The organism is Vibrio thalassae, from assembly GCF_900089835.1.
GTDB lineage: Bacteria > Pseudomonadota > Gammaproteobacteria > Enterobacterales > Vibrionaceae > Vibrio > Vibrio thalassae.
The window spans coordinates 1-25514 of sequence record NZ_OANU01000006.1; the positions used below are offsets into that span (position 1 = coordinate 1).

The following is a 25514-nucleotide window of genomic DNA, read 5'->3' on the forward strand; positions in this document are numbered from 1 at the left end:
GTCAAGAACGGCAGTGATACGTCTCTTATCTTTGATAGCGGAGAACGCTGACATTAAGAAAAAAGTATTCAAGATAGTGGATAGGTTCATGGGGCTCGTCGGGTCATGTCTTTTCAGTTGATGCTATGATCGCCGATCAAAATGAATCTGCCTACTTTTTCATGCCATCTGCATGATTCTTCTATGCTAGTTGTGGGGAGCCCTCAGGCTCAAAGCCCACTTGTTCAAGTGTTCTCAAGTCGAAAATCGGCTGAAAAACAGGATAGAAAATTCTATTTTCTAGTGCCTCATTAATTTGGATGATATCCATTTACCTTTATCTTTCGTTGTTAAGCGCTAGTAATTAATGTACTGACATTTTAGTGAACGAAACGACTTGCTTTTGTTAAATAAGCAATAACCTTTCGGTATGCATCGATATAATGGTCATAAAAAGAGGTACGAGTATGCTTAAACCGAGTCAAGACGATAAAGAAGCTCTGGAACGGAGACGAGCAGCTGAGCAAGTTAAGTTCGTGTTAGGTGCGGCTATTCAGTTTGAAGTCGAAATGACAAAATCTGGACTGGCAACAGTCGGCGTGCAACAAGCGCCCATTATTACAGAGGGCAGAAAGCGCAGAGGCGATTGGAGTAAAAAGATACAGTTGCAATTAAATCCCAACACAGAACTGATTACATTCGCTCATATGCTCATGCGGAAGTGTCCAGCCGGACATAAAGTAAAGTTCGACTTTCATGGAACTAATAACAATAAAAGTCTCACAGCTCATTTCAACAACGATGGTGGGCTATATGTGGCATTGCGTGAGGGCCAAGAAAAGCAATCATATTGCATTATACCGCCGAGTGGAGTGACTCAAATACTGACGTTGGTGGTAAAAGCGTATGCATATCGCTTCCAAATGCGGCCAGTTGACGCGCTATCAATTCTTAATGTGAGTCCTGTCGCACTTTCGTGAGATTTATGCAAATTGCTATTACTGCTGCAATTGGTTCACTGGCCTAGCAATTTGCACTGAGTTTGAACATTTGCTGTTTTTCAATTATTATCTGCTTAATAATTAGTTGAAAGGACAATGTAAATGGTTAGGTCTAAACAAGGAAATATCGATTTTCTTCGACAGCAGTACGATAAAGTAAAGTCGCTCAAATCCAAACGTAAGGTAGCGAAAGGCATTCTTAGAATGCCAAACTTTAATGCTAAACAGATTGAACAATTGCTGGGTGAAACAGAACTAGCTACCAAAGCGGGTATCGCTATGTGCGAAAAATCACGCGGTATAGATTTTCCACGCAAAGGAAATAATGCGTATAACTTAAATCGAGAGGAAGCACTAGAAGTCGCGCGCTTCATGGGTTATAAGCCAATGCGAGAGATCCGGCCTGATAACTACGAAATGCCGGTTTTGGCAGTTCATGATGCCAAGGGTGGGATTGGCAAGAGCACGACCTGTGAAACACTTTCAATTCAAGGCACTTTTGATATCAAAAGAGCACCTAGAATTTTGCTTGCGGATACCGATTCTCAAGGCTCTCAACGCCATAAGTTGGCTCCAAACTATACGACACCTAAGCATAGTCTTTTTGCTTTGTTAAAAGACGAAGTGGAAGTGCCACGAGATGTGAGACTTTCGCCTCAGAAGCAAGCAGCTTACAGAGCGGCGCTAAAAGAGATCATTGTGTCGACGTATGCAGAGGATATAGATCTACTACCGTCGTTTCCTGAGTGTAAAAATATTAACGTCTTTTTCTCGGGAGCGTTGGCTCGCGGTGTGGGCATTGAGCAAGTAATCAGCGTCTACAAAGATGTGGTTATTAGTCCGCTCAAGCATGATTACGATGTAGTTATTCTCGACACTAACCCTGCCACAGATATGACGCTTTACTGCTTATACTACGCAGCAACGTCACTGATCATTCCTGTCACTGGTCGCCAACAAGACATAAATGCGTATGTAGAGTATCTAGACTCTGCCGCGTTCATTATCGAAACGATGATGCCCCATGACTGGGCGGGTTTTACCGATATCTACACATTAATTACTAAAAATACAAAAACGAACAGCGGGATCTTTAATCGAGCGCTGCAAATGATTCAGCTAACGAGAGCGTTTACCACTACGATTTTCGAAGCTAAAGCGTATGAGACAGCATCAGAGAATAATTTGCCAATCCAGCTGATCGACCATGGAAGCCGAAATCCGGCAAGTGCATTGGAATCCATTCGCTCGTTGTATAACGAACTGGCTGTCAGTATGTATGCCGATATTGATAAGCTTTACGATGAAGTTGAGGATTGATTATGACTGCTAATCCACTGGACGCTATTTTTCAGTCGCAAGTCTCACAAGCTTCTAATTCTGTTAGTCAGAGAGACGATATTGAATCAACAACAAAAGCAGAGCAATGGCTATCTAACAAAGGCGTGGCTCTCAATGAGTTTCAAAGAAAACTCAATAGAGAGTTACAAGACAAACCAGAAGGTGTGACCGATAGCGACATTCTGCTCGCCCTCGGTTTTGAACAGCATGGGGCGACATCGTTTACTTTAGATGGCGAGGAAATCATTTGCGATCTTGTCAAGATTGCACCTGCAGAGATAGAGGAAAAAACGGAGGTTCACCCTGACAATGGCCGTAGTCAAGATGACTTAACCGATGCCTCGATTGCAGACATTTTGCCTAGCATTAAAGCAAGTGGCCAAAACACATTTCCCGGCATAGGACATTATCTGGAGAATGGAAAGATTCAGGTTGTGGATAGTTCACGCAGACGCATGGCGTGTATTAAAGCCGGATCGGTTTACAGCATATTTGTAGCTCGCAGAACATTGACATTACCAGAGGCACGCAAGCTAGCAGACATTTCGAGGCTTACTAAGTCGTTGTCATCGCGTGAGTATGGTGTAGAGCTATTGAAAATCCAAGAGAGAAACCCACAGCTTGATACTTTAGAACAGCTTGCTGAATATGTTGGAAGACCGTTGGAAACCGTTAGAGTACAGACAAGCGCTGCGAAGATACCTGAAGCCTTGATAGCTCAGTTTCCCGAGCACTCAATGATGACATTCGTAGAGTTTAAAGACTTAGTTTCACATGTGGGTGGTATCGAAAGAGAAAGTTTCAAAGCGTTAGGTAAGTTTCGTAAGTCCAGACAAAAAAATGCTGATAATGAGCTCCTTCGAGCCGAATATGATAAGAAACGTCAACAATGGGTAGAAAGTAAGTTAGAAGCCGTTATTAAGGCTCTGGAAGAAAACGACGGTGATTTAAAAACCAAGCTTGCTGTAATGAAAGCTGAAATTACTGGTTCATCGCCTACAGCTAAACCAAAACAGATGTGCTTGGTGGAGTATCCAGGAGACAGCAAGTTAGAGGCGTCAAAAAAACACGTGGGGAAAAGCAAAGTAGTCTATTCGTTCAATAATCAGCCATCCCACATACTCGAAGAATTAGACAAATGGATTAAAGAGCATATGTAAAGCAAGTATCGAAAATAGAACAGGCCTCCGCCTGCCAGCTCAAAGCCTGTTCTGCAACACACACAATATAGGAGAACTGTATATGTCATATGGCAGTGTAATTCAAAAAGCTGACTTAAAACAAATGCTAATTATGAATGACAGGAGGGACTGGCCAATTCTTTGCCGTTCTTTCGGTCTAAAAGCTACCAATAACGCAAAATCAAACCCCAATTATCAACCAATCAAACTTAAATGTGAGCTAAGAGCGGAAGTGCTCAGACGTCAAAACTGGGTCTAAGGATAAAAGCGCCTATTGGCGCTTTTATCTTTAGATCTGCTGCACCGTAATCAGAATGTATTACTTATAAGCTATCAGGGCTGATGCAAAAAAAGTTACGTTGAGACGATTTTATTAGATAAATAGCGCGAAAGCGTATACAGTAATAGTACATGGGGCTTCATGGCCCACACTACACAAGAGTCAATCGGTAACCGCGGTTACCCATTGGCTTTTTTTTTTGCTTCCAAGCAAAAAAAATTGACAGGTATGAAAGTCAAGCTGAAATCGTTCAGTAATTACCACATCCACAAACGTCTGAAAAGGCTAAATTAGGAGATAAACCATGCTGAAAGAAATACCAACTGTCGCGCAAGCACATTCGTCAGAGCCGGTACCTCTCAATAGGCAACGCGCCCTGAAAAGTGTCAATGTGCAGAGTAAGATTCGAGATTCGTTTTGTGAAAGATATAACCTCCTCGATGCAGAAAATTCACCGCTTATCAGTGAATGCAATGCTCTGCTTGATGAGCACTTTTTTGCAAGCGCCATTGAAAACAAGGGGCTGGTCGTGGGAAACCACCACCGAGCTTTGGTGATGCAGGTCTCTATTGAGACTGGGTTAAGCCCGTTCAACAACGAGATTTATCCAGTAATCACGCCATTTGGTCAGCTAAAAGTGATGGCAACTGTCGATGGATGGATGCGGATCGCTACAAGCGAACCCATTACTGAGCGAACTTACTGTTATTCAGATAGTTCGAACAAAGTGGAGATCAATGGTAGAGAATATGAAGTACCACAATGGATAGAGTGTAAAGTCGTTCACAAGGACAGGGGAATCAGTGTTGCGAGAGAATACTTCGAAGAAGTCTTTCAGAATGCTCAACACCACATGCCCAGCTGGAGTCGACCTGCTCGTATGTTGCGACATGTCTCGTTTATTCAAGCACTAAGACAACTCATCTCTGTTAACGCTTTGGCAGACAGTGACATCATTGCTGATGTTACTGCCGCATATGAAGCGAAAGCGACACAAGCTCAAATGGAGATTTACTCAACCTCTGATAATCCGACTCCAACGCCATTAACGAATCAGCTAACGAGTAGTACTAAGCAAACGCCTAGAGCACTCAATATTGATTTAGATAATGTGACCATCGAAGGTGATCCTTCGGTTAGTGAAGTAGCAAAGGAAACTGAAGCTGAATCAACTGATGAAGTGGCCGTGGAAACTGAAGCTGAATCAACTGATGAAGTGGCCGTGGAAACTGAAGCTGAATCAACTGATGAAGTGGCCGTGGAAACTGAAGCTGAATCAACTGATGAAGTGGCCGTGGAAACTGAAGCTGAATCAACTGATGAAGTGGCCGTGGAAACTGAAGCTAAATCAACTGATGAAGTGGCCGAGGAAACTGAAGCTAAATCAACCGAAAAAGCACCAGTAGAAGCCAATACTGAATCCATCGAATTGATTGATGAAGTAATGGTTAACCGCACTGTGTTGGCCATAGTCAAACCGTATTTGATTATGGCTCAGGAAGGTCGATTACCTCTGACTAAGCTGATCTCGAAGCGTGTCATCATTCAAGATCAATTAGCTTTGAAATGGTTTGATCAGCAAGTTGATTTACTAAGATAAACAAAGCCCCGAAAGGGGTTAATTAGGAGAAAATAAATGTATTGGGATAATCCAATTTTTCAAGCGCATGATATCGCGCTTATCGTCCTCTTCATTATATTGATGTGTGCGGCTTATTTAGCCCATATTCTGAATATTGCGGAGTAAACGAAATGGGCTCGACTTTCCTTGGAAGCGAGCCTATCTAACAAGTCCGAAAGGACCAGATTAGGAGATAATTATGTATCAGCGTGAGAAAAGGAAATTTGTATCGGCCATCATTGGCAAATACAAAGAACTAAAGAGGCCCGTTGGAAAGAGTAGATACTCGCAAGAATATCGACGCTTACGCGATTATGCAGAATTGCTGTTTATCAAAACAGGTAAAATGAGAATTTCCCTGCTTCAAGAGCAGGACTTACTCAAAGCACTTCTGACCACGGAGATGTTACCTGAACACAAACCGCAATTTGAATATGTTGTAGCGCTTGCACGATGCTGGCTAACCAGAGAGAAAGCACAACCTTTTTATGGTGAGTTCCAGTGTTATTGTGGAGGTTCTTACTCTGCTAACGCGAATGGCTATCATTGTTCTAAGTGTGGTTACAAAGGCTACGCAGATCAACACGGTTTCCCCATCTCGATGCCCGGCAATGCACAAACATGTTATCTGCGACGCCAGTACCATAAAGAGATTGATGGTATCTGTAGTTGCGGTGCCAACACCGAGGAAGCCTATCAAATGGTTGCATTTGAGATGAAGTTGCCGCTCCCAATGCTCCATGCAGGACTGATTACATCACCAGCCATGCTAAGAGAGATGGTAAACGCAGCAAAGGCGGTAAAAAAACAATTAATGCTCGCAAGAGCAAGTTAGGAGAGAGATATGATATTAGTCAGGAACGAACTTGTCCAAGATACGGACGAATGGCGTGCATGGCGTGACACTGGTATCGGTGGCTCGGATGTCCCTGTCATCATGGGTGACTCCAAGTACAAGACGTTGTGGTGTTTGTGGGCTGAAAAGTTGGGTATTAAAACGCCGGACGATTTTTCTCGGAATCCACATGTCCGTAGGGGAAAATACTTTGAACCACTTGTGCTAAAAACATTGGCTGTAAAACTGGGAGTCACGTTCTCGTCATGGTGTGGGCACCATATCGATTACCCACATAGAAAAGTGTCTTTTGATGGCGTAGCAAAGATAGCCGAGAAGTACATTCCGGCTGAGATAAAGTGTCCTTGTGACACGCTTTACGATGATTTGATCACTCACGGACTGAATTCCGAACTAGTGAAACAACATCGTTCTCAGTTGGTGTATCAGATAGGCTTGCTAGAAGCACCTTATGGCTTTCTTGTTTTTTATTTTGAGCATAATAATGACTTGAAGATATTTCGTATCAATGCTGACAAAGCAGAGATCGAGAACATATTTGACAGCGTTGATGCTTTTTTTGAAAACAACGTAGTGCCAGCCATAGCACCCCAGAAAGATCCTGATAGGGACTACTACGAGCCAACGGCCAAAGAGCTTTTGAAATGGGATCAACAGACTTTAGAGTTTATTGATTGTCAAAAAGAAGAAAGCGATTTGAAAAAACAACTCAAAGAGGTCAGCGCTCGAAAGAGAGAGCTGGCTTCAGAGCTAACTGGAATGGCAAGTGAATTTAAAATGCTATCTCTTCACGGTATAAAAATTACTACCGTGAAAGGGAGGGAAACGTTTGATACTGCGAAGTACCTTGAAAGTAAAGGTATCACCATATCTGACTCCGAGCGTGAACAGTTCACTAAAGTAGGCAACCCAAGCTACCGAGTTAGCGCGATTAAAAACCGCAATAACTTGGACTCATTAAAAGATGATGTGCTAATCAATCAGCGAAAAGCGGCTCTTGCACTATTTAAAGAGCTACCTTTTGATGACGAAACTGAAGATCTATCATTCTTTGAGTAACTATGAAAAAACCTCACTGCCGCTACAAATGCGGCAGAAGGTTTTCAGTCAACAAAGCAAATAGCGCTAAGTTATTTCCTTTGTTGATTTTTACTTCAATTGAAGTAAAAAACGTCACTAACGTTTGGGTGACACTGCAATCGTGCAGTACGTAATACTTACGCTCGCTCGAAAGGGCAAATTAGGAGAAAACAATGGATCTAACTAGTGAAGAAAAAATGGAACTTGCTATCAGTCGGTTGAAAAACCTTCTGCGCTCAAAATACTCAATTAGCTCGAGCTACAGTGGTGGCAAGGACTCTACGGTTTGCGTCATCTTGATGCTTGAGGCTATGCGACAGCTAAAGCAAGAGGGAGAATACGTTCCTAACTGCTACATCATGAATTCAAACACCCGACGCGATATGCCGATGATGAACATCTATCTAGAGGAATCGTTGTCAAATATTCGCGTCTTCTGTGCGAAACATGATTTGCCAGTTGAGGTGGTGCAGGTTGAACCATCAATCGCAGGGCGATGGACTTGGACGTGCTTAGGAAGAGGCAAGCTGCCTCGCTATCCAGGCCAATCTGTCGATTGCTCAGTCGATGAGAAGATAACACCAATGCAACGTCAAACTAAGTTGATTGAAGATGAAAATATTCATGAAATCATAACCTTAGTGGGAACTCGAGCCTCGGAGTCTAGCAAGCGTGAAAGGTCGATGCGTAAGTATCAAATGTCCGAGACCGCAATTGTGGAAATCGACGGTAAGCGTACCTACTCGTTGATAAGTGACTGGGAACTAGATGACGTTTGGAGTCTCATTGTCTCCTGTTCTGGTTCCAAAGAACATCCACCAAGATGCTTTGCCACTTTCAATGAGAATTTCGACCAATTAGCAACCCTATACCGGGATGCCAATGATGGACATTGCACTCTCGTTTTTGATAAGAAACATTCGAGTGGGTGTGGGTCGAGGTTTGGATGCAGTTGGTGCCTGTCGAATGGCGACCGTGACAAATCGCTTGAAAGTCTCATTAGGGAAGATGTTGATAAGTATGGCTTTATGTCGCCTTTGATTGAGTTTCGTACCTTTTTGCAGAACATCCGATTCGACTTGTCGAGGCGTGATTTCAGAGGTCGAAACGTATCGCAGGCAGGGTATTTAAAGGTGACACCCGACTATTTCAACTCCCGTACTAAGAGAGAATTGTTGCGCTACCTTATTACAATTGATGTCATGGAAAAGGAGAGAGCGGAAGAGCATCAGCGAAAGTGGGACGCTAATGAGATTGAGCATACTGATCACAACAGCTTGTTGTGCGAACCTATGTTCCAGTATATCACTTACGACGATGTTCTTATCATTGATTTCGCGTGGTCACTTCAGCGAGATTTTGGTGAAGCAAGCGCAGCAGCAAAAGACTACATTGAAATCCATGACTTGGGTTATCGATATCCGGTCCCTTCTATTAAAGAAGCTCCGCGTGTTTCTATACCGAAACGTCGTTGGTTCGATGTATCTAAAGCGCTTCCTCATGACGAAGATGTTGATGGTCTATTTTACTTGATTCCAGAAACGCAAACGTTGTATTTGGGAGAGATAAGCTTGTCTGACGCCTTATCTGTCGAGCCAGGTTCTGGTTGGAGCTATTTAAGAGCAGTAAGAAATGCGTTTTATGAGCTACATCTAGTCGACCACCAAGAGGTCTGCAGAGCAGCACTGAAGAATCGTTGGATATCCATGCGTAAAGCGGATGTCAAACGATACGACGATATAGCGCGTCGCCATGATTATATTTACAAACTCATGCAATCGGAAACTCCGATGAAAGAAGATATAGTCACGGGTGACGATCTAATCATGTCGGTGGATGAATACCTACGGGATAATTCAATCAGTGACGAAGAGCATAGTGTATTACTCAGCAGACACTACCGCAAGGAACTGGAGGCCGAGTATGAGCAAGACCTGTTTGGGGTAGATTCTGTCGTTGATGCCATGGAACTGGGCAAGCCCGCTCCTGCACCTAAAGCCAGAAATTCAACTCTTCATCGAGTAGACGACTTCAAAGATATCGCTAATCAGATCACCATTGACGTATAAATAGCTGCCGTCCACTAGCAATATTGCTGGTGGACGGAGTTATCATCAAAAACACTAAAGCATCTCTCATTATGCTAGAGTAGTGGTAGAGATTGTATAGGTCAGCAATCATTACTGACCTATACAATTTTTGCTCTTGTAGCAAAAGCCATAGCGTTATTTTTATGGCACCGCAAACGTGCGGTTAACGCACTTTAACCCAAGCCGAGAGGCAGAATTTTTTGGAGAAATAACCGCGACTGAACTCTGAGTAGATCGAGAGAGGAGATCTCTTACTATCTCTACACAGACATAGGCCAGCATGAGTTGGATAGTCTGAATCTGAGGGGAACAGAAAACCTTAAGTACAACTGCCCGAAAGGGTAAATTAGGAGAAAAAATATGGCACAATTAACTTTAGATGTTGATATTGATGCACCGGATAAACCCGAATCGGTGTATCCGAGGACAACTGCATCACGCCGCAAAAAAGTAGTGAAGAAGTGTCTGTCAAAAGATGACCTGATGGTTATCCTCTTTCCAGAGGAGTTTCCGCAAGACTATCTTGAATGGCTAATGAACACAGACACTGTGAACTGGACTAGTAAGGACGTGTATCTCGTCCAAACTAAACTGGTAAAGGATGTGTTCGATATTCTGCGTCGTAAGAACTCTTCGATAAGCTCAATCAATGAAGCGCTTGTCTGGTTGTTCTGCGATGACAGGAGTGATTATGACTTCACAGCGAGTAAAGTGGCAGAATCGCTCGGCGTTCGTCTTGAGGTTATTCAAACCTCGATGATAACGGCGTTGAGCGCTACGCTAAGAGAGCACAAACGTGCTAAGAAAGTAAATGTGCGTCGTGTTGAAACGCTCACACACTTCGTTGCTAAAGCAAAATCATATATGGAAAATAGTTATGTGAAGCTCACAGCAACAGAATTTTTCGCTCAATACACTTAATATAAAAGCCTCCCAATGATTCATTGCGGAGGTTTTTTTATCTATGACGTACGGATGTCACAACAAATAAGTTAGAAAATAGAGTTCAAATTAACAAATTGGAAGTATTCTAACGTTATGCGCCCAATTAACAGTCTCCCTTGAGGTACGATATTTTGTTATACGCAATCTCAATATCAAAAGCCGGCGTTGCTGGCTATCCGATTTTTACCGAGCAACAGGTAACGGACATTTTGAACAAAGGGGGAACGCTATGCTTAACACGTTTCCAACTTCAACTAGCAATCGAGTATTTAAATCAACCTATTTTTGTCTTTGATAAAACCTACCCAAGATGGCAAGAAATAGGCGTAATCAAAAAAATGCTACCTGGTATCTACATTCTCGCGATAGAGGATAAGCTTGAGTTATTCCAACGGCTAACCGAATACGCAAAAGCTAGACTGCTTTTTATCCTTGAGAACGAGGTTGAGCAAGGCTTGAAGCGCGAGCTGATCAATATTCACGCACAAGATATTGAGAGTTTTAACTTGGATGAACTGGAACTGCGGTTCCTTACACCACGAAGGTTTGTAGCTATTGCTAAACGCCGCAACCGGCGAGACTTAATAGCCTCGTATAATCTCAATCATCATGATGCGTTAACGTTGACCTATTTATCCGACGAAGAATTGACCGCATTTAGTGCAGCGAAGCGGTGACAACATGCGCTAATACCTATGTTGCTATAGAAAACAGAGCAATAAAAGGTCGAGGAAAAAATGGACACTTACCTTTGTGAAAAGCCGGAAGTTGCCAAGCACCTAGCATCGGTTTTGAATCCTAATTTCGTACAGCGTCAGGGCTATATCGACTGCGGTAATGATATTATTGTGACGTGGTGTGTTGGCCACCTGCTGCAGCTTACCGATCCGGAAGACCACGATGACCACTATAAACAATGGTCACTCAGCCACTTGCCGATCCAATGGCCTGTTGAGTACAAGCCAAATCCAAAGACCAAGAAACAGCTTGATGTAGTGGTGAGAAAACTTAAAGAAGCTGACCGAATCATAATCAGCACAGATATTGATGCCGCGGGACAGCATATAGGAGATGCCATACTTGAATATGCGAACCTATATGACGATTCAGTTGAAAGACTTTTAATCAATGACAACCATCCAATCAAAATAAAACAAGCACTGCAAGACATTAAGAAAAACACTGACTTCTACGGGTTGCATCTCAAAGAGAAGAACCGCGCAATTGCCGACATGAGAGTTGGTTACAATCTGACAAGGCTATTAACAAAGCAAAGTGAAAGTCAGGGCTATAAGCGACTATTTACTGTAGGGCGTGTCCAGTCCGCAGTCCTTGGTCTTGTCGTTCGTAGATACCGTCTGCGCAAAAGTCATGTGAAACAAACTTATTATTTAATTAAGGGTGCGTTCAGCACGCCAGCCGGTGAACTGGAAGCACGTTACGTTCTACCAGAGTCTCCAATGTTAGAGTTGGATGACAGAGGTAGAATTAGCGATTCAACACAAGCACAGCAGTTGGCCTCAAGTTTATCTAGTGGTGTCGCTACAATACAGTCGGTCGTAACGAAACGAACACACGACTCACCGCCATTGCCTTTTGACATGATTTCACTCCAATCAGAAGCTGTGAAATCTTATGGTATACCACCCGAGGAGACGCTGGAAATTACGCAGAAGCTGAGAAGTTCTCCGTATTTTGCGATTACATACAACAGAACTGATTGTAGATATTTGGAAGATCAGTATTACACAGAAGCACCAGCTATCCTTGAACGTCTAAGAGATCTCGATTTGTTAAAACCTTTAGTAAATCGAGCTGATACCAGTATTCGTTCACGTGCTTTCAATAGCGAAAAAGTAACTGCTCACGGCGCCATTATTCCCAACGGAACAATGGCTGAGTGGGACACCATGCCTGAGAAATTAAAAGTCATTTATTTGTTGATTGCACGCAACTTCATTATTCAGTTCCTACCTAAGCGCGAGCGAAAAGTCACGGATTACGTGATTGGTGTCAAATCAGCTAGTGGAGTACCTCACACCTTCAAAGGTAAAGTCCAAAGTGTACAAGAACCGGGCTGGAGTATCGTTTTTCGAAATAGCGAAGATGAGCCAGAGCATGTATATGATGAAACAATAAACGTGGATGCATTGGTAAACGGTCAACAGTGTGCGGCTATTAATGTGAATAGTCATGAACAAGAAACACAAGCGCCGCCAGAATATACCACTGAGTCGCTACTGCGAGATATCAAGAACACCGCCAAATACATTTCGGATGACACACTTCGACAATGGATGTTAGACAAAGATGCAGACAGTCAAGACCTGGGGGGCATAGGCACGCCAGCGACTCGTGATTCTATTTTGAAGAGCTTGTTCGACAGGAACTTCTTGGAGCGTAAAGGCTCTATGGCAACAGCGAAGATAACACCAACCGAGGAAGGCGAAATTCTCTTTGATATGTTACCCGTTAACCTCACGATGCCAAATACGACAGCAATATGGGCCCATCACTTCAGCCAGATAGAACGAGGCGAAATTCCTGAGCAGCAGTTTCTCTCAATGGTCAATGAGTTTATTGAGTCAGAAGTTGCGAGAGTGAAACTTAATGGCTTGAATCTGCCAACAACAAGCAATTCTAAACAAAATCAAAATGGTGGTTCACTTCTAACCGAACGATGTCCAAAGTGCAATAAGACAGCAAAGAGAATTGAAACTAAGACAAGCGTGTTTTGGAAATGTGATAGTTGCACCTCAATGTTTTCTGACTTGATGCAAAAACCATTTTATAAACGGTGTCCAGATTGCCGTTCTGATATGCGAATCATTAAGCCAAAAGGGAAAAGGCGATTTGTGGGCTGTAACAACTATCCTAACTGTAAGCGAACTGAACCTCTTTAACCGCAAAGAGGGCAGTTAAGGAGTACGATTTTTCATTTGATAAGGTTATCTATTTGAGATTAAAAATGGATAACCTTATTAAATGAAAAATATAGCAGCGTTATTTGCCCTTGGCGCTTTATTGTCGGGGTGCACGACGACTCCGATCAATACCGCAGTCAATGAAGATACTCACGACGTAGTGCCTCCAATGGAGTCAGAATCAGAACAGCTCAAGAGCTATCCGACAGTGGAGTTTGCTCAGCTACGTGTCACCAGCGGCTCTCAAACGCTAACCGCAGCGAATAAGTTAGCCGACAAGCTTGGGATTGAGTTTGTCGAGTGGACACAGGAACTGAATCCTTACGTTTACTATCAGCTGCGTTCAAAGCGAATCAACTTAAATTTTGAAGATCCTCAAGCGGCTTTTCTAGAGTTATTTGACCGCAGTGGTTTACTACCAATCTACGATAAGCGCGATAATAGTGTCACCGTCTATCCATTTTCTCTGAATCAGCGTATACAACAGCCGCACGTATTCACTCCAAAGTTTGATCGCAGTGAGAGACAACGAGAGGATATTGAGCTAGCGAACGCTAAAGAGTCAGTCACAGCTCACAAAGCATTGGAGTACCACTTTTATAAAGGTTATACCGTCAAAGACACAATTGACGCATGGGCCAATCATGCGAATTACTCGGGAGTCATCTGGTACTTCGACGATAAGGCGACCGCCAATTTCCTGAATGACACGATCCAAAAGAACGACTTTGTGATTGAACAATCGCCAGTAAAGGTTATCACTAAGTTCATAAAAGAAGAGAAAGAAAGACAAAGTAGCAGCGTCTCCGTCACTGCCGTTTATGAAGCATCGACCAACAAGCTAATCTTGCACCCATTCAGTCGCGGAGAGATTGTTCGAAGTTTTGATATTGAACCGACCACCACTCGTCAGAATCTGTCTCGTATTGCTAACTTCTACGGCTATACATTGGACTATCAAGCGCCTGATTACAAAATTCAAACACCATATTCAACCGTGTTAACCCAATACACTAAAGCATCCATTCAATCCGTTATTCAGCAATATCCGCTCGATATAGAGGTTATCGACTCTAGCAAGCGCATAATTGTGCGAGGAAACAAAGCATGAAGCATATAAGTAAGAGACCTCTAGCCGTAGTGCTTACGACTACGTTGATGGGATGCGCAAACGAATCCCCAACAACAAGCCCTGAAAGTGGAGCACTTAACCAACCAATGGTCTATCAACATGTAGAGTCAGCTCTGGTTGCAAGTCATGTGACAAAGCCGAAAGGTGGCAATCAAATAGATACCACTAAAACTACAGTCCCGACAAAGTTGACTGTAGCAAAGCCAAGTAATGTCATGGCCCAAAAGCCATCTGCACAAACTACGAAAGGGGTGACTGTTGATGCAACGCAATCACAGCGAACGACGACCAAAGCGTATGAAGTTTTTGACAATGAAACGTATGAACAAGTACTGACTCGCTGGCTCGACAGAGAAGGTTACGCTCCGTTCTACAAAGCGCTCAATAAGAACTCAACCAAGGTACTGAAACAGAAAGTCGGTACTTCAAGTGTGTCTTATAACACGTTTGATAAAGCGACTAAGCAATTACTTGAACAAGCTAAGCTCAACGCATGGGAAATGGATTGGTTGTCAGAAAGTGCCAAAGTTGAGCTTGGATTCCGTTTGCTGCTCGATCACGAATCAAAAACAGCAACGCTAATCGGCAATCCGCCATCGATTAAAATCACAGGTGGCAAAAAGGTTACTGCCAAGAAATTCCATAGCGCTTACGCAGGTGAAACCTATGAGACGGTGTTGTACCGATGGCTAGCCCAAGAAGGGTATGTTCGTGTTGGCAAGTTGCTCGATGAAGATGAAACCAAAGTGCTCAAACAAACCATCTCAAGCTCTCAAGATTTCTATGGTAATTTCGCAGCCGCTACTACCGAATTGATGGACGCCGCTTTGCTAGCCGCTCGGCAGAATGAGAAGAATGAACGCCAAGGCTGGATTTCTGACGAGGGTAAAGAGGGGTTGCAGCTTTACTTGCGTCTTAATGATCTTAAAAAAGAAGCGGTACTCACCTCAAGCAAACAACCTACTTACATGTTCATGGTCACAAGTGGGTCACTCAAGGACAACTTCTTACGCTTAACTGACGCCTACGGATGGAAAGCAACAGAAAACCAGTATCTAACCCAAGACTACAAAGTAACTTTTGGGTATCCGATCGTTACTGAACAAGGAAACATCAAGAAAGCGCTCGAAATCTTGCTAGCGGATTTTCCGAAACTAGCGGGTGGTATCGTCCCCTCTACTAGAACAACGTATGTATTTGCTGAGGAATAAACAAAGATGAAAATGAATAGGATGCTCGCTGCCGTAACACTCGTACTGCTATCGGGATGTACAACGCTAACCAAAACTGAAGATTTCAAAAAAGTATCGGAAGCTGACAGCGCTGAAATACACACGAAACTTGCGGCAGAGCGCTATGCGAAAGTCAGAACTTTAGACAGACCGCCTCAGTTGATAGAAGAAATCGTAGCTAATAATGACCCATCTTGGTTTGAAGATAAAACGGCCATTATTGTGAAATCTATGCCTTTGTCGCTAGTGCTAAAAGATGTGGTTGGTTCTGATATTCTACTTCATTACGGATTTTCAGTGGACCCAAATAAATTGATCACACTGACGTTCGAAGGGACGAAGAGAGAAGCTCTCAATATTATTTCGCTAACCGCAGATTATGGTTTTACAGCAAAAGAAGACAGTGTTGATATTGCGAAATTTACGACAAAAACCTACGTACTACCAACGACTGTTGGAAACAACTCATTTCAGATAGGCTCCAGCAGTTCGGGCGGGACAGAGGACGATGCACTATCAGGTCAAGTAACTACGACTGGCGGCAACGATGGTCAATATGCTAATACCGAAACAAATAAAAGTAATCTAACTGACCAAATCTACAAAGGCATTGAGAAAATTCTCAATGGCGAAGCTAATATCACCACTGGTAGCAATGATATGGTGATGTTGCAAGAGTCCTCAGCCAACTCCGAAACGTTAGGTTACGCGGAGAAGATTGAAGGTGTGTCCTCAATAGTTGTGCGTACCTCACCTGCAATGATGTTGCTTATCGATGATTACGTTCAAAGCATGATTAATGAGTTGGTCAAATCAGTAGAGCTCGAAGTGGTCGTGATCGAGTACCAAGCAGATGACGATGTAGAGTTAGGTATCGACGCTCAGCTTAAGAAAGCTGCGGGCAGAGGCGATTGGTCACTTGATCTATCAACACCTAAGATCTCAGATGCAATCCAAAATTTGGGGCTGGGCTATAAAGCCACAACGGGCTCGTTTGCCGGTTCAGCTGCGGTTATTAACGCTCTAAATGTCACTGGCAATGTTAGTGTGCGAACGCAGCAAACCGTAAAAGCCAGTAACCATATGGTCCAAGAGATAGACCTTAGCTCCATACAGTCATACATTGCCACCGCAAGCACCAGTTTCGAAGGTGCCAATAACGACATCCCAACAACCAGTATAGAACGCGATGAAGTCCGTGATGGTGTAAAAATGCTGGCGATGCCTTCCATTCAAGAAGATAGAGTCCACCTCAAGCTGAACGGTGTACTGTCTAAGCTATTGAAATTTGACGATCAGGAAATCAATGGCGTTAAGATTCGGTCACCGCGCGTTCGACAGGCACGTTTCAACATCACGGGTGCTTATGAGTACAACTCCACAATTATAGTGACTCATATGAGACAAGAAACCAATGAATCTACAACCAACAATTATGCAGATATACCGGTAGGCAAGTCAGGTTCAAAAACGGTCGTTGATACGTTGGTACTGCTAACACCGCGTAAAGTCGTTTCGAACTGGAGTGCTAACAGCGTTGTGTCAAAAGTTGATGCACCAAGACTTACCCCAAAACGCTGAGGAAAGCACATGTTGAACATCAAAGTTCAAGTCGTAAAACTCGTCAAAGGTGGAGAAAAAGAAAGCTTGTCGCGTATGCGCCAGGCACTGCCTTCGCGCTACGATTACGTCATTACGACTGAAGAGAACCTGATCCGTTATAGCGGCAATGAGACAGGAGTAGTGGTCGCGCAGTTATACGCTGATCAGATAAAGAAAGAGTACTCTGAGTCCCTTATTGATGGAAACTACTATCAATTGCTTTCTGAGCACATAGGTACGTTTACTCTCATCACAGTCAAGAACTGGATAGTTTCTCGCATTGAGGTTGTTTTAGAAGAACAGATAGAAGATATGTCTTTGATGACATGGCCCATCTTCTCAACTGTTAAGTCTATCGATATTCATCGACCTCAAAACGAAATATTGGCACTAGAGCCACTGTGTGATGACGTTTTGAGTACCACGCTTCACCAACTAACCGACCAGAGGGAAGCACAGAGAAAGAAACAAATTGTAATAGCGTGTGTAGTTGCGACGTTCGCTTGTCTACTCACCATTTTCTGGCCTGAACCGAAAGTGGCGGAAAAAGCACCACCACCACCACCAAAAGTCTTGACGGTAGAGCTCGATAGGCATCATCAATATAAAAAATCGGTAGAGAATGGCATTGAGTATCACAATATTCATCAATCGCTTCTCGCAATGGCACTTACCGCTTTCAAGCTTCCAAATGGTTGGAAAATTGAAACAATCACACTGGCTAACAACCAGTTGATTGGAAGAATCGACAACTTTAATGGCCAAACGCAACAGCTTAAAGAGTTTCGTAAGCAAGATGCCAATGGCGACTTCATACAGATAGATGGACAAAGTGCTAACTACTCATTTCCAATCATCAATGACGACTGGTTTCGTTGGACACAACAGACGGCAGACTTTAGCAGTGAACGTGACGCTTTTATGGACGAAATGATCCTGCTTGGAGGCAAAATCAAATCCAATGCGACAGAGACTTATGCTCAATATAGTCAGCAAACGATCAATGTAACAATGGAAGATGTATCAGTGGCTTATTTAGACCTGTTTGCCAGTTCCATGTATGACAGACCAATATTCATTCAAGAATTCACAGTACGTCCGATGGCTGATTCACTAGGTCTAATCAGCATCGATATGACAGTCAAAATTGTAGGAAGATAATAAGATGGCGCTATCAGAATCAGACAAAAAGAAACTGCCAGTAATAGTTTTACTTTTCGTGGGAGTATTAGGCATGGGTTATTATCATTTCTTCGCGTCATCAACGCCCACACCAGAGACAAATATACCCAATGAGCCTTCTACTGATGTTAACGTAATAGAGGCAACCGACTCTAGTGTGGATCTGGGACCAAAAAACACCAATCGTATCACCTCGGTCAATACCGACGCTACCTTGACTAAAGAAGTCATTGCCCAACCCGAAGTACTGCAACGTACCGATGCAAACGGTAATATCGTAAACGCTATCGTCGTACCACCGCCAGCCCCTCGTGGTATCAAGCGAAACCTCACATTGACCGAAGAAGACCGTGAAATTATTCAGCTTTTAAGAAGCAAGCTGCTCACTAAACTCCGAAATGAAAACAAGGTACTACAAAATGAAAGTAAGGTGTTAAATGCACCTGCAACGGTTCCAGCAGCCTTACCTCAACAGGTTATTCATGCCGCACCACCGCCAATGATCCCGACAAGCAGCGCAGATTTCACTGAGTTCGAAACCGTTCAGCCAGCGCTCCTTTCGGCCGGTTTATCAGATGCTCAAATTGAAGAAGCGTTTGATCGTATTAAAGTTGCTTCAATTATCGTACAAGACAATAAACCCAGAGCTCATGTGCGGATTGATAATGAACTGGTTCGGGCCATTGAAGGAAAGCGCATCGGTGATTTCCGCATAGAGGAAGTGAAAGCTGAGAGTGTCAAAATAACTTACATAAAAGGTAATGTAGTTCGCATAATTGGTCACACAGGATTTTCAATTTCGGAGGAATCGGGCCAATGAGTTATATAGATGGAATCAAGCAAGATGAAGCTCTATTCAACATTATCTCAGAACGAAGTGACTGTTATATCAATGATGAAGGTGAACTGTGTGTCTACGTTCCTGACGCACCAGCAGGTACCTTTGATGATGTTATAGACAAACTTAGAGAGAGTACTACGGCGTTTGGCGGTAGATTCTATGGCTGTGAACCACGTATCGTCGTGGTCGATAAGGAAGCTGTCAGTGACGCTGTTCAGAACATCAAAATGGATTCTGAGGCTACAAGTCAAAATAATGACACTGAGAACACAGAGTCACTATTACAGCTCAAACGCTTACTCGAAATCGCTGCGAATCAGGGTATATCCGATATCCACTTGAAACTGATTGAGGAAAAGTCAATCACTGAGGTCAACAAACGAGTTGACGGTCGCTTTAGCAAAATGATGGAAAACCAATCCATCGAATATGGCAAGAATATTGGGTCTGGAGCGACGGTCACGTTGGGTGGAAAGCAGGAATATGCGATTAGTGCCCAAATTGACGTTACATTCAAAATGGCGGTGGGTATTAAGAGAAAAGGTGACAATGGCAGCACCATTGTCATCAACAAGTCGATAAAGTGGCGCTTCAGTCAGATCCCGCTCGATGATGGAGCCAAAATCACTATCCGAAACCTTGATACCGGCTCAGGAAAAATCCCATCATTGCGAGAATTAGGATTATCGAAAGGGCATGAACGGGCCTTTAAGCAAGTCGTAAATTCTGCTCAAGGCTCCCTGTTTATGTCTGGACCGACAGGTTCAGGTAAAACAACAACAATCAACAGTGCTTTATCGACAGTTGATGATACCAAAGTTATCCACTCGCTCGAAGATCCAGTTGAGTTTCACCGAACTGGTCGTAACCATTTTGCGACGAATGTAGTAGAAAGTTACATCGATCCGAAAACGAAGCAACGCACTAAATCTTTTGAGGTCTATGGTGCAGTCCTATTACGTCACGATTCAAACGGTCTATATTTTGGTGAGATTAGGACTAAAGGTGCTGCGGCCTGTTATATGCGATTGGCTTCTACAGGTCAGGTGATGCTCGGCACTATTCACTGTAACTCTGCAATTGCAACCATCACTACCGTAGCGGAGCAACTTGGTGTGCCAACTTCGCAACTGGCCTCACCGGGCATATTGTCTGCGCTTGCTCACCAACGACTGGTTCGTACTCTGTGTCCCAAATGCAAAATATCCCACAAGGACGCGCCAAAGTATTTTGTCGAAGACCCAACGTTAGAGATGGCTTATAAAGCAGTTGAAACCATAGGAGAGCAACAAGAAAAGTCTGTCGATAGCGTTTACTACCGAAATGATATAGGCGGTATGTGTTCTGAATGTGAAGGAACTGGCGAAAAAGGCCGAACGGCTCTATTTGAAATTATTATGGTAGATGATAAAGGCAGAGAGTTCATCAGAGAACTGAGACTATCAGAATGGAAACAGTATCTTGAATCACAAGGTTGGCCATCCATTCGAGAACATGCGGAACTGAAATTATTGGCAGGAATATTGGATTATCGCTCGGTAGCCGAAGAGGTTGATGGTCTTGTTAAGCAGGATTTGAAAGGTCTATATCAAGAAATGAGAGAGATCTGACTATGAATCGTTTAGGTGCTTTAGAGCGACTTTCATTAACGTTGACATCAGTAGATCAGAAAGTCAACTTACTCGAAGATGTGTCTGAACTACTGGCATCGGATATGTCGATGGTTGATATTGCGGATGACTTAATGCGGTTTGGTGACAGTTTAGAAAAACTAGTGGGTAAACGGATTAAATACGCCGTTGATCATACCAAACCTGTTTACACCGCGTTTGAAGGCGTGGTCAGTGAGATCACATTACAAACAATAAAGGCCGGTGAAGAAAGTCACGATCTCGCGACAGGCTTTATTCGAGCCAAAGAAGCATTGCAGGCGAGCGAGGGTTTAATCATTAAACTCCTAAAAGCCTTTTTGATACCAGGGTTCAAATTGACATTGCTATTGCTGATAACGGGCCATGTGGGAGACTATATATTTAAACAACTAATGATGACATCCCCCGTAGCCAAGTGGCCTTCACTTTCTCAGTTATTCTATGCATACAGCGATACTTTGTATCAAAGTACTTACAAGATCATTGCGATCGCGTTACTGATTCCCATCGTAAGCTATATAGTCATTCAATTTGTGCATGGAGCACCAAGAAGTGTCATTGATAAGCTTCCATTCTTTAAACAATATCGCTTGATGTCTGCAGGCGCCTCACTTAGCACGATGGCCACTCTGCTCAATGCAGATATGGCCACCCTCAATGTTTTTCGATTCATGGCAACTCGAACGACTCGCTATATACGCTATCACTTAGAGATGATGGAGCAAAACCTAGTCAACAATGTGGGTCGAGGTAATATCGGCCATATCTTACATACTGGACTGATCGACGCGCGTGAAACCAATCGACTCAAGCGAGGCAACGTTGCAATAACGTTGGGTGCTCGTTTGCAAAAGTCTGCTAACGAGCACAACAAGACGCTGGTTCGACAAATCGAAAAGATTAATCAGATGACGCATTACATCTTTATATTTTTGCTCTATGGCTCGCTTCTCGCGTTTTTTTCAGCCGTATTCTTCCTAGTAATGTCAATCAACGCATTTTAATTAAATGCAACCACAAAAAGGGCAGCTGAGTGCTGCTCTTTTTTGTATGCACCGCATTAATTAGTGGTAATGAATAAAATCAGAGGTTCAAAAAATCATGCAACATACAACTTTGTTAAAGCTTAAAGCCCGCCGGAAAGGGGTAACATGGGTGGAAGCATCGATGGGCTTTCTAATTATGATCTTAGTCGCTATGGTCATACTTGCGGGGTTTCAAGAAGGCATGTTCCGTTTCAAAAAATGGCAGTTGAACACACAAGTTACCGAAATTAACTCGGGAGCAGATACTTGGAAAGGATTACGAAGTAATTTCAATGGCGTGAATATGACCGTAATTTGTGCAGCAGGACAACAATCAGTCAGTGAATCTACGTGTGGAGGAGTTGGCGGCGCAGGGGCAAACGCTAACTCATTCGGTGGCAACTTTGTACTAGCGCCAGCTGCAAACGTTTCACAGAAATCACTTCAGATCACCAGTTTACCCGCTGACCGAATTAATGAACTCGCTGATGGTTTGGCATCAATGACGGCAGAAAACTGTACTCAAGCGCAAGGCTGCAACTCTATCATCGTCGCGGGTACAACGATTACGTTAACACTGTAATAAGCAGAGTGAGTATGACTAAGTTAACGAGACAGCGAGGTGTCACATTTGTTGGAATTTCTTTGACTCTCTTGGTACTTATCGTACTCGCGCTAATTATCACATCCACGGCTTTACGATATGGAAGCATGGCGATCCGAACAGCCAGTTTGCAAAGACTACAAAATGACAGTTTTATCGCTATGCAATCCTATTTTTACGACTATGTAAATTCCAATAGTCGGTGTTACACCGATGCCCCACCACCAATAAACCTTGTCCAACTCGTCGTGAAAGGCATGATTGATCCGGTCTATCTCGAAGAGAATTTCTATGACGTGAATGGTATTCGTTATACATATTTACCTCACGCGTCAACAGGTCAAATAACTGAAATGGAAATCACCATTCCAATCTCGAGTTTTGATGCTCGTGAGCTATTCAGAATGCCACATACCTTTGCTGTAAGTGCCGACGAGATTCGTTTTAGAAAGAAGTTTAATCGTAATGTTTCTAACCTCGTCATTCAGAATACGACAAGAAACTTTTGTCAGGGATAGAGATGTTATGAATTCTATAAAAAGACAACAAGGTGACATACTAGTTGGCACACTCATATCCTTAGTCATCTTGATTATTGTCACCTTGATGCTAGCTCAAGCCGCAAAACAGTGGCAATACGAACAAACCGCAGCAGTCGCGGTCAATCGAATTACCGTCGTACAAGATGCGATGCAGCGAGGCTATATCAATGCCATTACACAAGGAGTCGCACCAAACAACATTGCAGCCTATCCAGCTAGTCGGGCAAATCTAATCGCTTTAGACCTCATTGAAGCTTGTTCGATAGGCCAAGAAATTGCTGGGCAATGTATTGACCAAACGAAGTTGCCGTGGGTAACAATGACCAACGCAGATCAACTGATGACCATCACTCCATTTATTGACCCATCTGACAATTATCCTGCGTTTAATATCACTTTTTCGATAGCCAATATCGCGCCTATGAAAAAGCGCATGATCATTCGAAACGCGATTTCTCAGTTACCGAATTATACCGAAGATGCGGCTGGAAACGTGACTATTGCATTTACACGACCAGGTTCAAGTGTTGCTCAAGACAATCTAGTTCGTAGAGACGGTACGGCACCAATGACCGCCGACTGGGACTATGGAAATTTCGATCTCAATAATGTGAAATACATTAATAACGTTGACGACATTAGCTTCAAGAACATCACTGACAGAACAGCATTAACAGGAAGTATAAAACTCGGCTCCGTTGTCATTTCAAATAGTTCAGGGGTACTTGTGGCAAAACCTGCTTGTCCTTCTGGTTACACCGCACAAATACAGGTCTGGACGGTTTCTTTAGGTACAACCGACTTGCAGTATAACGTCAAAAACTTCGCATCGTGGGATGTGGATTCGGGCAATCACTGGCGGATCTATTTCCGCTCAACAGCGGAAAATAGTTCCGGTAATAAATCTTATTTCTATCAAGGAGTTGTGGCGTATGGTACGTGGTGTGATTTCTAGTTTTCTATTGGCAAGTCTCAATATTTCGATGCCAACTATAGCAAGCGAAGCAGAAAACTTTCTTAGGGCTCAAGACTTTCGTGTGATCAGTCGATCTCAAGAAAAGAAGTTAGACAATATTTCACTTGAAACCATTGTAACAGAGCAGGGCATTATCTACATGGATGCGGCAAAAGGCGTCTTTTTTACCGCAACAAAGCCTTTAGAAATAAAGGATGGCGAATTGGCACTAGTTAGCCAAGAGATATACAAAAAGCGTGTCGAATCGGTCCCTAACAAAATAGTGTATAAGGCTATAAACGAAAAAGCAGTCGTACAAATGTTCACAGATGTTACTTGTGGTTGGTGCGCAAAAGTCCATAACAATATCGATGACTACATGACACAAGGTATAACGCTGGAAGTGATGTATTTTCCAAGAGAAGGACTGTCGAGTGAGAGTGCCAAGCGAATGTCTGCCATTGCAGCGAGTGCCGATCCCAAAAAATGGTTAGATAGCGCGTTCAAGGGAGACTACATTGCAGGCCAACCAGTCCATGCCGTGGTGAAAGACCACTTCATTGCGGGCCAATCATTGGGTGTGGGTGGTACACCATCATTTTTTGTTAACGGTTATCCATTTGAAGGTTATTTGAGGCCCGAGCAGATACTAGCCATCTATACTGACCAATGAGTTAATTAATGACTGAGCAAGATAAGAACACCAAAAGAGATAGAAAGAAATCATCGATAAAGATCCCGCTGATTTCTTTTTATCTCTCTATCATATTCAAAGTGCTCTCCATCGCGTGCTTTGCAGGTGCTCTTTGTCTGTTTATAGAACTAGGTATGTATATTTTCATGGACGATGCGATAGCTCTGTCTTTGGAACGATATGAACGCATATCCACGTTTACCGGTTCAGCCGTTTGGGTTGCGAACGAAGATCTGTTGACGTATCTGCAAAATACGCTGTCACAGTTTTTCCACTTACCGACGTTTATATCTGAAACTCAAGACGTTACCTCACAACTCAGCCAATTGCTGAGTCAGGAAAGGCTTTCCAACTCGTACCTTCAATGGGCTTACGAACTTGTCATTGCTCTTGTTGCAGCCATTCCGGACATAATGGCGCTTTGGGTAATCGTGTCTTACACGTGGATGGCCAAGGTCATCACCATCATATCTATGCTAATTCCTTGTTTAGCAATCATTATCGCTGGCGTTATCGACGGCAGTGTTGAGCGAAAAATTAACACGTATAAAGGTAAAAGAGACTCTCAAGACAAAATCGAGTGGTGGTTTTTAGCACTCAAAAGTAGTTCTTACACGATTATTTTCCTCTACATCGCCATTCCAAACAGCTTACAAGCTGGCACAGTGATGATTCCAAGTGCCCTTGCGACAGCTTTTTTCGCTCGCAATGTTGTCGCCAACTACAAAAAATACTTCTAATTACAAGTTTACCGC

The 25514-nt window shown here is 43.2% G+C and carries 22 protein-coding genes; all 22 read left to right on the top strand.

Translation table 11 applies throughout. The annotated features are described in order from the left end of the window. The first annotated feature begins 446 nt into the window (after nucleotides 1–446). Nucleotides 447–959: a hypothetical protein gene (locus VTH8203_RS04100; RefSeq protein WP_096992511.1), complete on the top strand. Its 513-nt coding sequence runs from the start codon at nucleotides 447–449 to the stop codon at nucleotides 957–959. 123 nt (nucleotides 960–1082) lie between these two features. Continuing rightward, nucleotides 1083–2300, top strand: coding sequence for a ParA family protein (locus VTH8203_RS04105; RefSeq protein WP_096992512.1), 1218 nt, complete (start codon nucleotides 1083–1085; stop codon nucleotides 2298–2300). A 2-nt stretch (nucleotides 2301–2302) separates the two neighbouring features. Next, nucleotides 2303–3481 carry a hypothetical protein gene (locus VTH8203_RS04110; protein ID WP_096992513.1) on the top strand — a complete coding sequence of 393 codons (1179 nt, stop codon included), beginning with the start codon at nucleotides 2303–2305 and terminating at the stop codon, nucleotides 3479–3481. Between the two features lie 605 nt (nucleotides 3482–4086). Continuing rightward, nucleotides 4087–5382 (top strand): recombinase family protein, encoded by a 1296-nt coding sequence (locus VTH8203_RS04120; protein WP_096992515.1) that lies wholly within the window; start codon nucleotides 4087–4089, stop codon nucleotides 5380–5382. A 220-nt stretch (nucleotides 5383–5602) separates the two neighbouring features. Continuing rightward, complete coding sequence (locus tag VTH8203_RS04125; protein WP_096992516.1) at nucleotides 5603–6238, top strand: hypothetical protein; 636 nt, start codon at nucleotides 5603–5605, stop codon at nucleotides 6236–6238. 9 nt (nucleotides 6239–6247) lie between these two features. Continuing rightward, a complete protein-coding gene (locus tag VTH8203_RS04130) occupies nucleotides 6248–7318 on the top strand; it encodes a lambda-exonuclease family protein (protein WP_096992517.1) in 1071 nt (356 codons plus the stop codon). 194 nt (nucleotides 7319–7512) lie between these two features. After that, complete coding sequence (locus VTH8203_RS04135; RefSeq protein WP_096992518.1) at nucleotides 7513–9408, top strand: phosphoadenosine phosphosulfate reductase domain-containing protein; 1896 nt, start codon at nucleotides 7513–7515, stop codon at nucleotides 9406–9408. Between the two features lie 381 nt (nucleotides 9409–9789). Next, nucleotides 9790–10350 carry a hypothetical protein gene (locus tag VTH8203_RS04140; protein WP_096992519.1) on the top strand — a complete coding sequence of 187 codons (561 nt, stop codon included), beginning with the start codon at nucleotides 9790–9792 and terminating at the stop codon, nucleotides 10348–10350. Between the two features lie 155 nt (nucleotides 10351–10505). After that, nucleotides 10506–11051 carry a hypothetical protein gene (locus VTH8203_RS04145; RefSeq protein WP_096992520.1) on the top strand — a complete coding sequence of 182 codons (546 nt, stop codon included), beginning with the start codon at nucleotides 10506–10508 and terminating at the stop codon, nucleotides 11049–11051. Nucleotides 11052–11111: 60 nt separating this feature from the next. Next, nucleotides 11112–13277, top strand: a complete 2166-nt coding sequence (locus VTH8203_RS04150; RefSeq protein WP_096992521.1) for a DNA topoisomerase — start codon at nucleotides 11112–11114, stop codon at nucleotides 13275–13277. Between the two features lie 82 nt (nucleotides 13278–13359). Then, on the top strand, nucleotides 13360–14409 hold the full coding sequence (locus VTH8203_RS04155; protein WP_096992522.1) for a hypothetical protein: 1050 nt from the start codon (nucleotides 13360–13362) through the stop codon (nucleotides 14407–14409). Beyond that, on the top strand, nucleotides 14406–15641 hold the full coding sequence (locus VTH8203_RS04160; protein WP_096992523.1) for a hypothetical protein: 1236 nt from the start codon (nucleotides 14406–14408) through the stop codon (nucleotides 15639–15641). Before VTH8203_RS04155 ends, VTH8203_RS04160 begins: the two co-directional genes overlap by 4 nt. A gap of 6 nt (nucleotides 15642–15647) precedes the next feature. Then, nucleotides 15648–17243, top strand: coding sequence for a hypothetical protein (locus VTH8203_RS04165; protein WP_158296046.1), 1596 nt, complete (start codon nucleotides 15648–15650; stop codon nucleotides 17241–17243). Nucleotides 17244–17252: 9 nt separating this feature from the next. After that, entirely contained in the window at nucleotides 17253–18425 is a 1173-nt protein-coding gene (locus tag VTH8203_RS04170; protein ID WP_096992525.1) for a hypothetical protein, read from the top strand. Between the two features lie 73 nt (nucleotides 18426–18498). Beyond that, nucleotides 18499–19266, top strand: a complete 768-nt coding sequence (locus VTH8203_RS04175) for a hypothetical protein (protein WP_158296047.1) — start codon at nucleotides 18499–18501, stop codon at nucleotides 19264–19266. Further along, a complete protein-coding gene (locus VTH8203_RS04180; protein WP_096992527.1) occupies nucleotides 19263–20897 on the top strand; it encodes a GspE/PulE family protein in 1635 nt (544 codons plus the stop codon). Before VTH8203_RS04175 ends, VTH8203_RS04180 begins: the two co-directional genes overlap by 4 nt. Nucleotides 20898–20899: 2 nt before the next feature. Further along, on the top strand, nucleotides 20900–21943 hold the full coding sequence (locus VTH8203_RS04185) for a hypothetical protein (protein WP_096992528.1): 1044 nt from the start codon (nucleotides 20900–20902) through the stop codon (nucleotides 21941–21943). 97 nt (nucleotides 21944–22040) lie between these two features. After that, on the top strand, nucleotides 22041–22547 hold the full coding sequence (locus tag VTH8203_RS04190) for a hypothetical protein (RefSeq protein WP_158296048.1): 507 nt from the start codon (nucleotides 22041–22043) through the stop codon (nucleotides 22545–22547). 14 nt (nucleotides 22548–22561) lie between these two features. After that, entirely contained in the window at nucleotides 22562–23086 is a 525-nt protein-coding gene (locus VTH8203_RS04195) for a hypothetical protein (RefSeq protein WP_096992530.1), read from the top strand. A 7-nt stretch (nucleotides 23087–23093) separates the two neighbouring features. Then, nucleotides 23094–24065 (top strand): hypothetical protein, encoded by a 972-nt coding sequence (locus VTH8203_RS24420; protein ID WP_158296049.1) that lies wholly within the window; start codon nucleotides 23094–23096, stop codon nucleotides 24063–24065. After that, nucleotides 24043–24738, top strand: a complete 696-nt coding sequence (locus tag VTH8203_RS04200) for a thioredoxin fold domain-containing protein (RefSeq protein ID WP_158296050.1) — start codon at nucleotides 24043–24045, stop codon at nucleotides 24736–24738. Before VTH8203_RS24420 ends, VTH8203_RS04200 begins: the two co-directional genes overlap by 23 nt. 8 nt (nucleotides 24739–24746) lie before the next feature. Continuing rightward, a complete protein-coding gene (locus tag VTH8203_RS04205) occupies nucleotides 24747–25499 on the top strand; it encodes an IncC plasmid conjugative DNA transfer DtrJ family protein (RefSeq protein ID WP_096992532.1) in 753 nt (250 codons plus the stop codon). Nucleotides 25500–25514: the final 15 nt, after the last annotated feature.

Bases quoted from the DNA above. Each gene is read 5' to 3' on its own strand.
- VTH8203_RS04150 (WP_096992521.1), top strand. From the start codon at position 11,112: ATGGACACTTACCTTTGTGAAAAGCCGGAAGTTGCCAAGCACCTAGCA.
- VTH8203_RS04125 (WP_096992516.1), top strand. From the start codon at position 5,603: ATGTATCAGCGTGAGAAAAGGAAATTTGTATCGGCCATCATTGGCAAA.
- VTH8203_RS04170 (WP_096992525.1), top strand. From the start codon at position 17,253: ATGTTGAACATCAAAGTTCAAGTCGTAAAACTCGTCAAAGGTGGAGAA.
- VTH8203_RS04165 (WP_158296046.1), top strand. From the start codon at position 15,648: ATGAAAATGAATAGGATGCTCGCTGCCGTAACACTCGTACTGCTATCG.
- VTH8203_RS04175 (WP_158296047.1), top strand. From the start codon at position 18,499: ATGGGTTATTATCATTTCTTCGCGTCATCAACGCCCACACCAGAGACA.
- VTH8203_RS04105 (WP_096992512.1), top strand. From the start codon at position 1,083: ATGGTTAGGTCTAAACAAGGAAATATCGATTTTCTTCGACAGCAGTAC.
- VTH8203_RS24420 (WP_158296049.1), top strand. From the start codon at position 23,094: ATGAATTCTATAAAAAGACAACAAGGTGACATACTAGTTGGCACACTC.
- VTH8203_RS04200 (WP_158296050.1), top strand. From the start codon at position 24,043: ATGGTACGTGGTGTGATTTCTAGTTTTCTATTGGCAAGTCTCAATATT.
- VTH8203_RS04140 (WP_096992519.1), top strand. From the start codon at position 9,790: ATGGCACAATTAACTTTAGATGTTGATATTGATGCACCGGATAAACCC.
- VTH8203_RS04100 (WP_096992511.1), top strand. From the start codon at position 447: ATGCTTAAACCGAGTCAAGACGATAAAGAAGCTCTGGAACGGAGACGA.
- VTH8203_RS04130 (WP_096992517.1), top strand. From the start codon at position 6,248: ATGATATTAGTCAGGAACGAACTTGTCCAAGATACGGACGAATGGCGT.
- VTH8203_RS04195 (WP_096992530.1), top strand. From the start codon at position 22,562: ATGACTAAGTTAACGAGACAGCGAGGTGTCACATTTGTTGGAATTTCT.
- VTH8203_RS04160 (WP_096992523.1), top strand. From the start codon at position 14,406: ATGAAGCATATAAGTAAGAGACCTCTAGCCGTAGTGCTTACGACTACG.
- VTH8203_RS04185 (WP_096992528.1), top strand. From the start codon at position 20,900: ATGAATCGTTTAGGTGCTTTAGAGCGACTTTCATTAACGTTGACATCA.
- VTH8203_RS04135 (WP_096992518.1), top strand. From the start codon at position 7,513: ATGGATCTAACTAGTGAAGAAAAAATGGAACTTGCTATCAGTCGGTTG.
- VTH8203_RS04110 (WP_096992513.1), top strand. From the start codon at position 2,303: ATGACTGCTAATCCACTGGACGCTATTTTTCAGTCGCAAGTCTCACAA.
- VTH8203_RS04205 (WP_096992532.1), top strand. From the start codon at position 24,747: ATGACTGAGCAAGATAAGAACACCAAAAGAGATAGAAAGAAATCATCG.
- VTH8203_RS04190 (WP_158296048.1), top strand. From the start codon at position 22,041: ATGCAACATACAACTTTGTTAAAGCTTAAAGCCCGCCGGAAAGGGGTA.
- VTH8203_RS04180 (WP_096992527.1), top strand. From the start codon at position 19,263: ATGAGTTATATAGATGGAATCAAGCAAGATGAAGCTCTATTCAACATT.
- VTH8203_RS04120 (WP_096992515.1), top strand. From the start codon at position 4,087: ATGCTGAAAGAAATACCAACTGTCGCGCAAGCACATTCGTCAGAGCCG.
- VTH8203_RS04155 (WP_096992522.1), top strand. From the start codon at position 13,360: ATGAAAAATATAGCAGCGTTATTTGCCCTTGGCGCTTTATTGTCGGGG.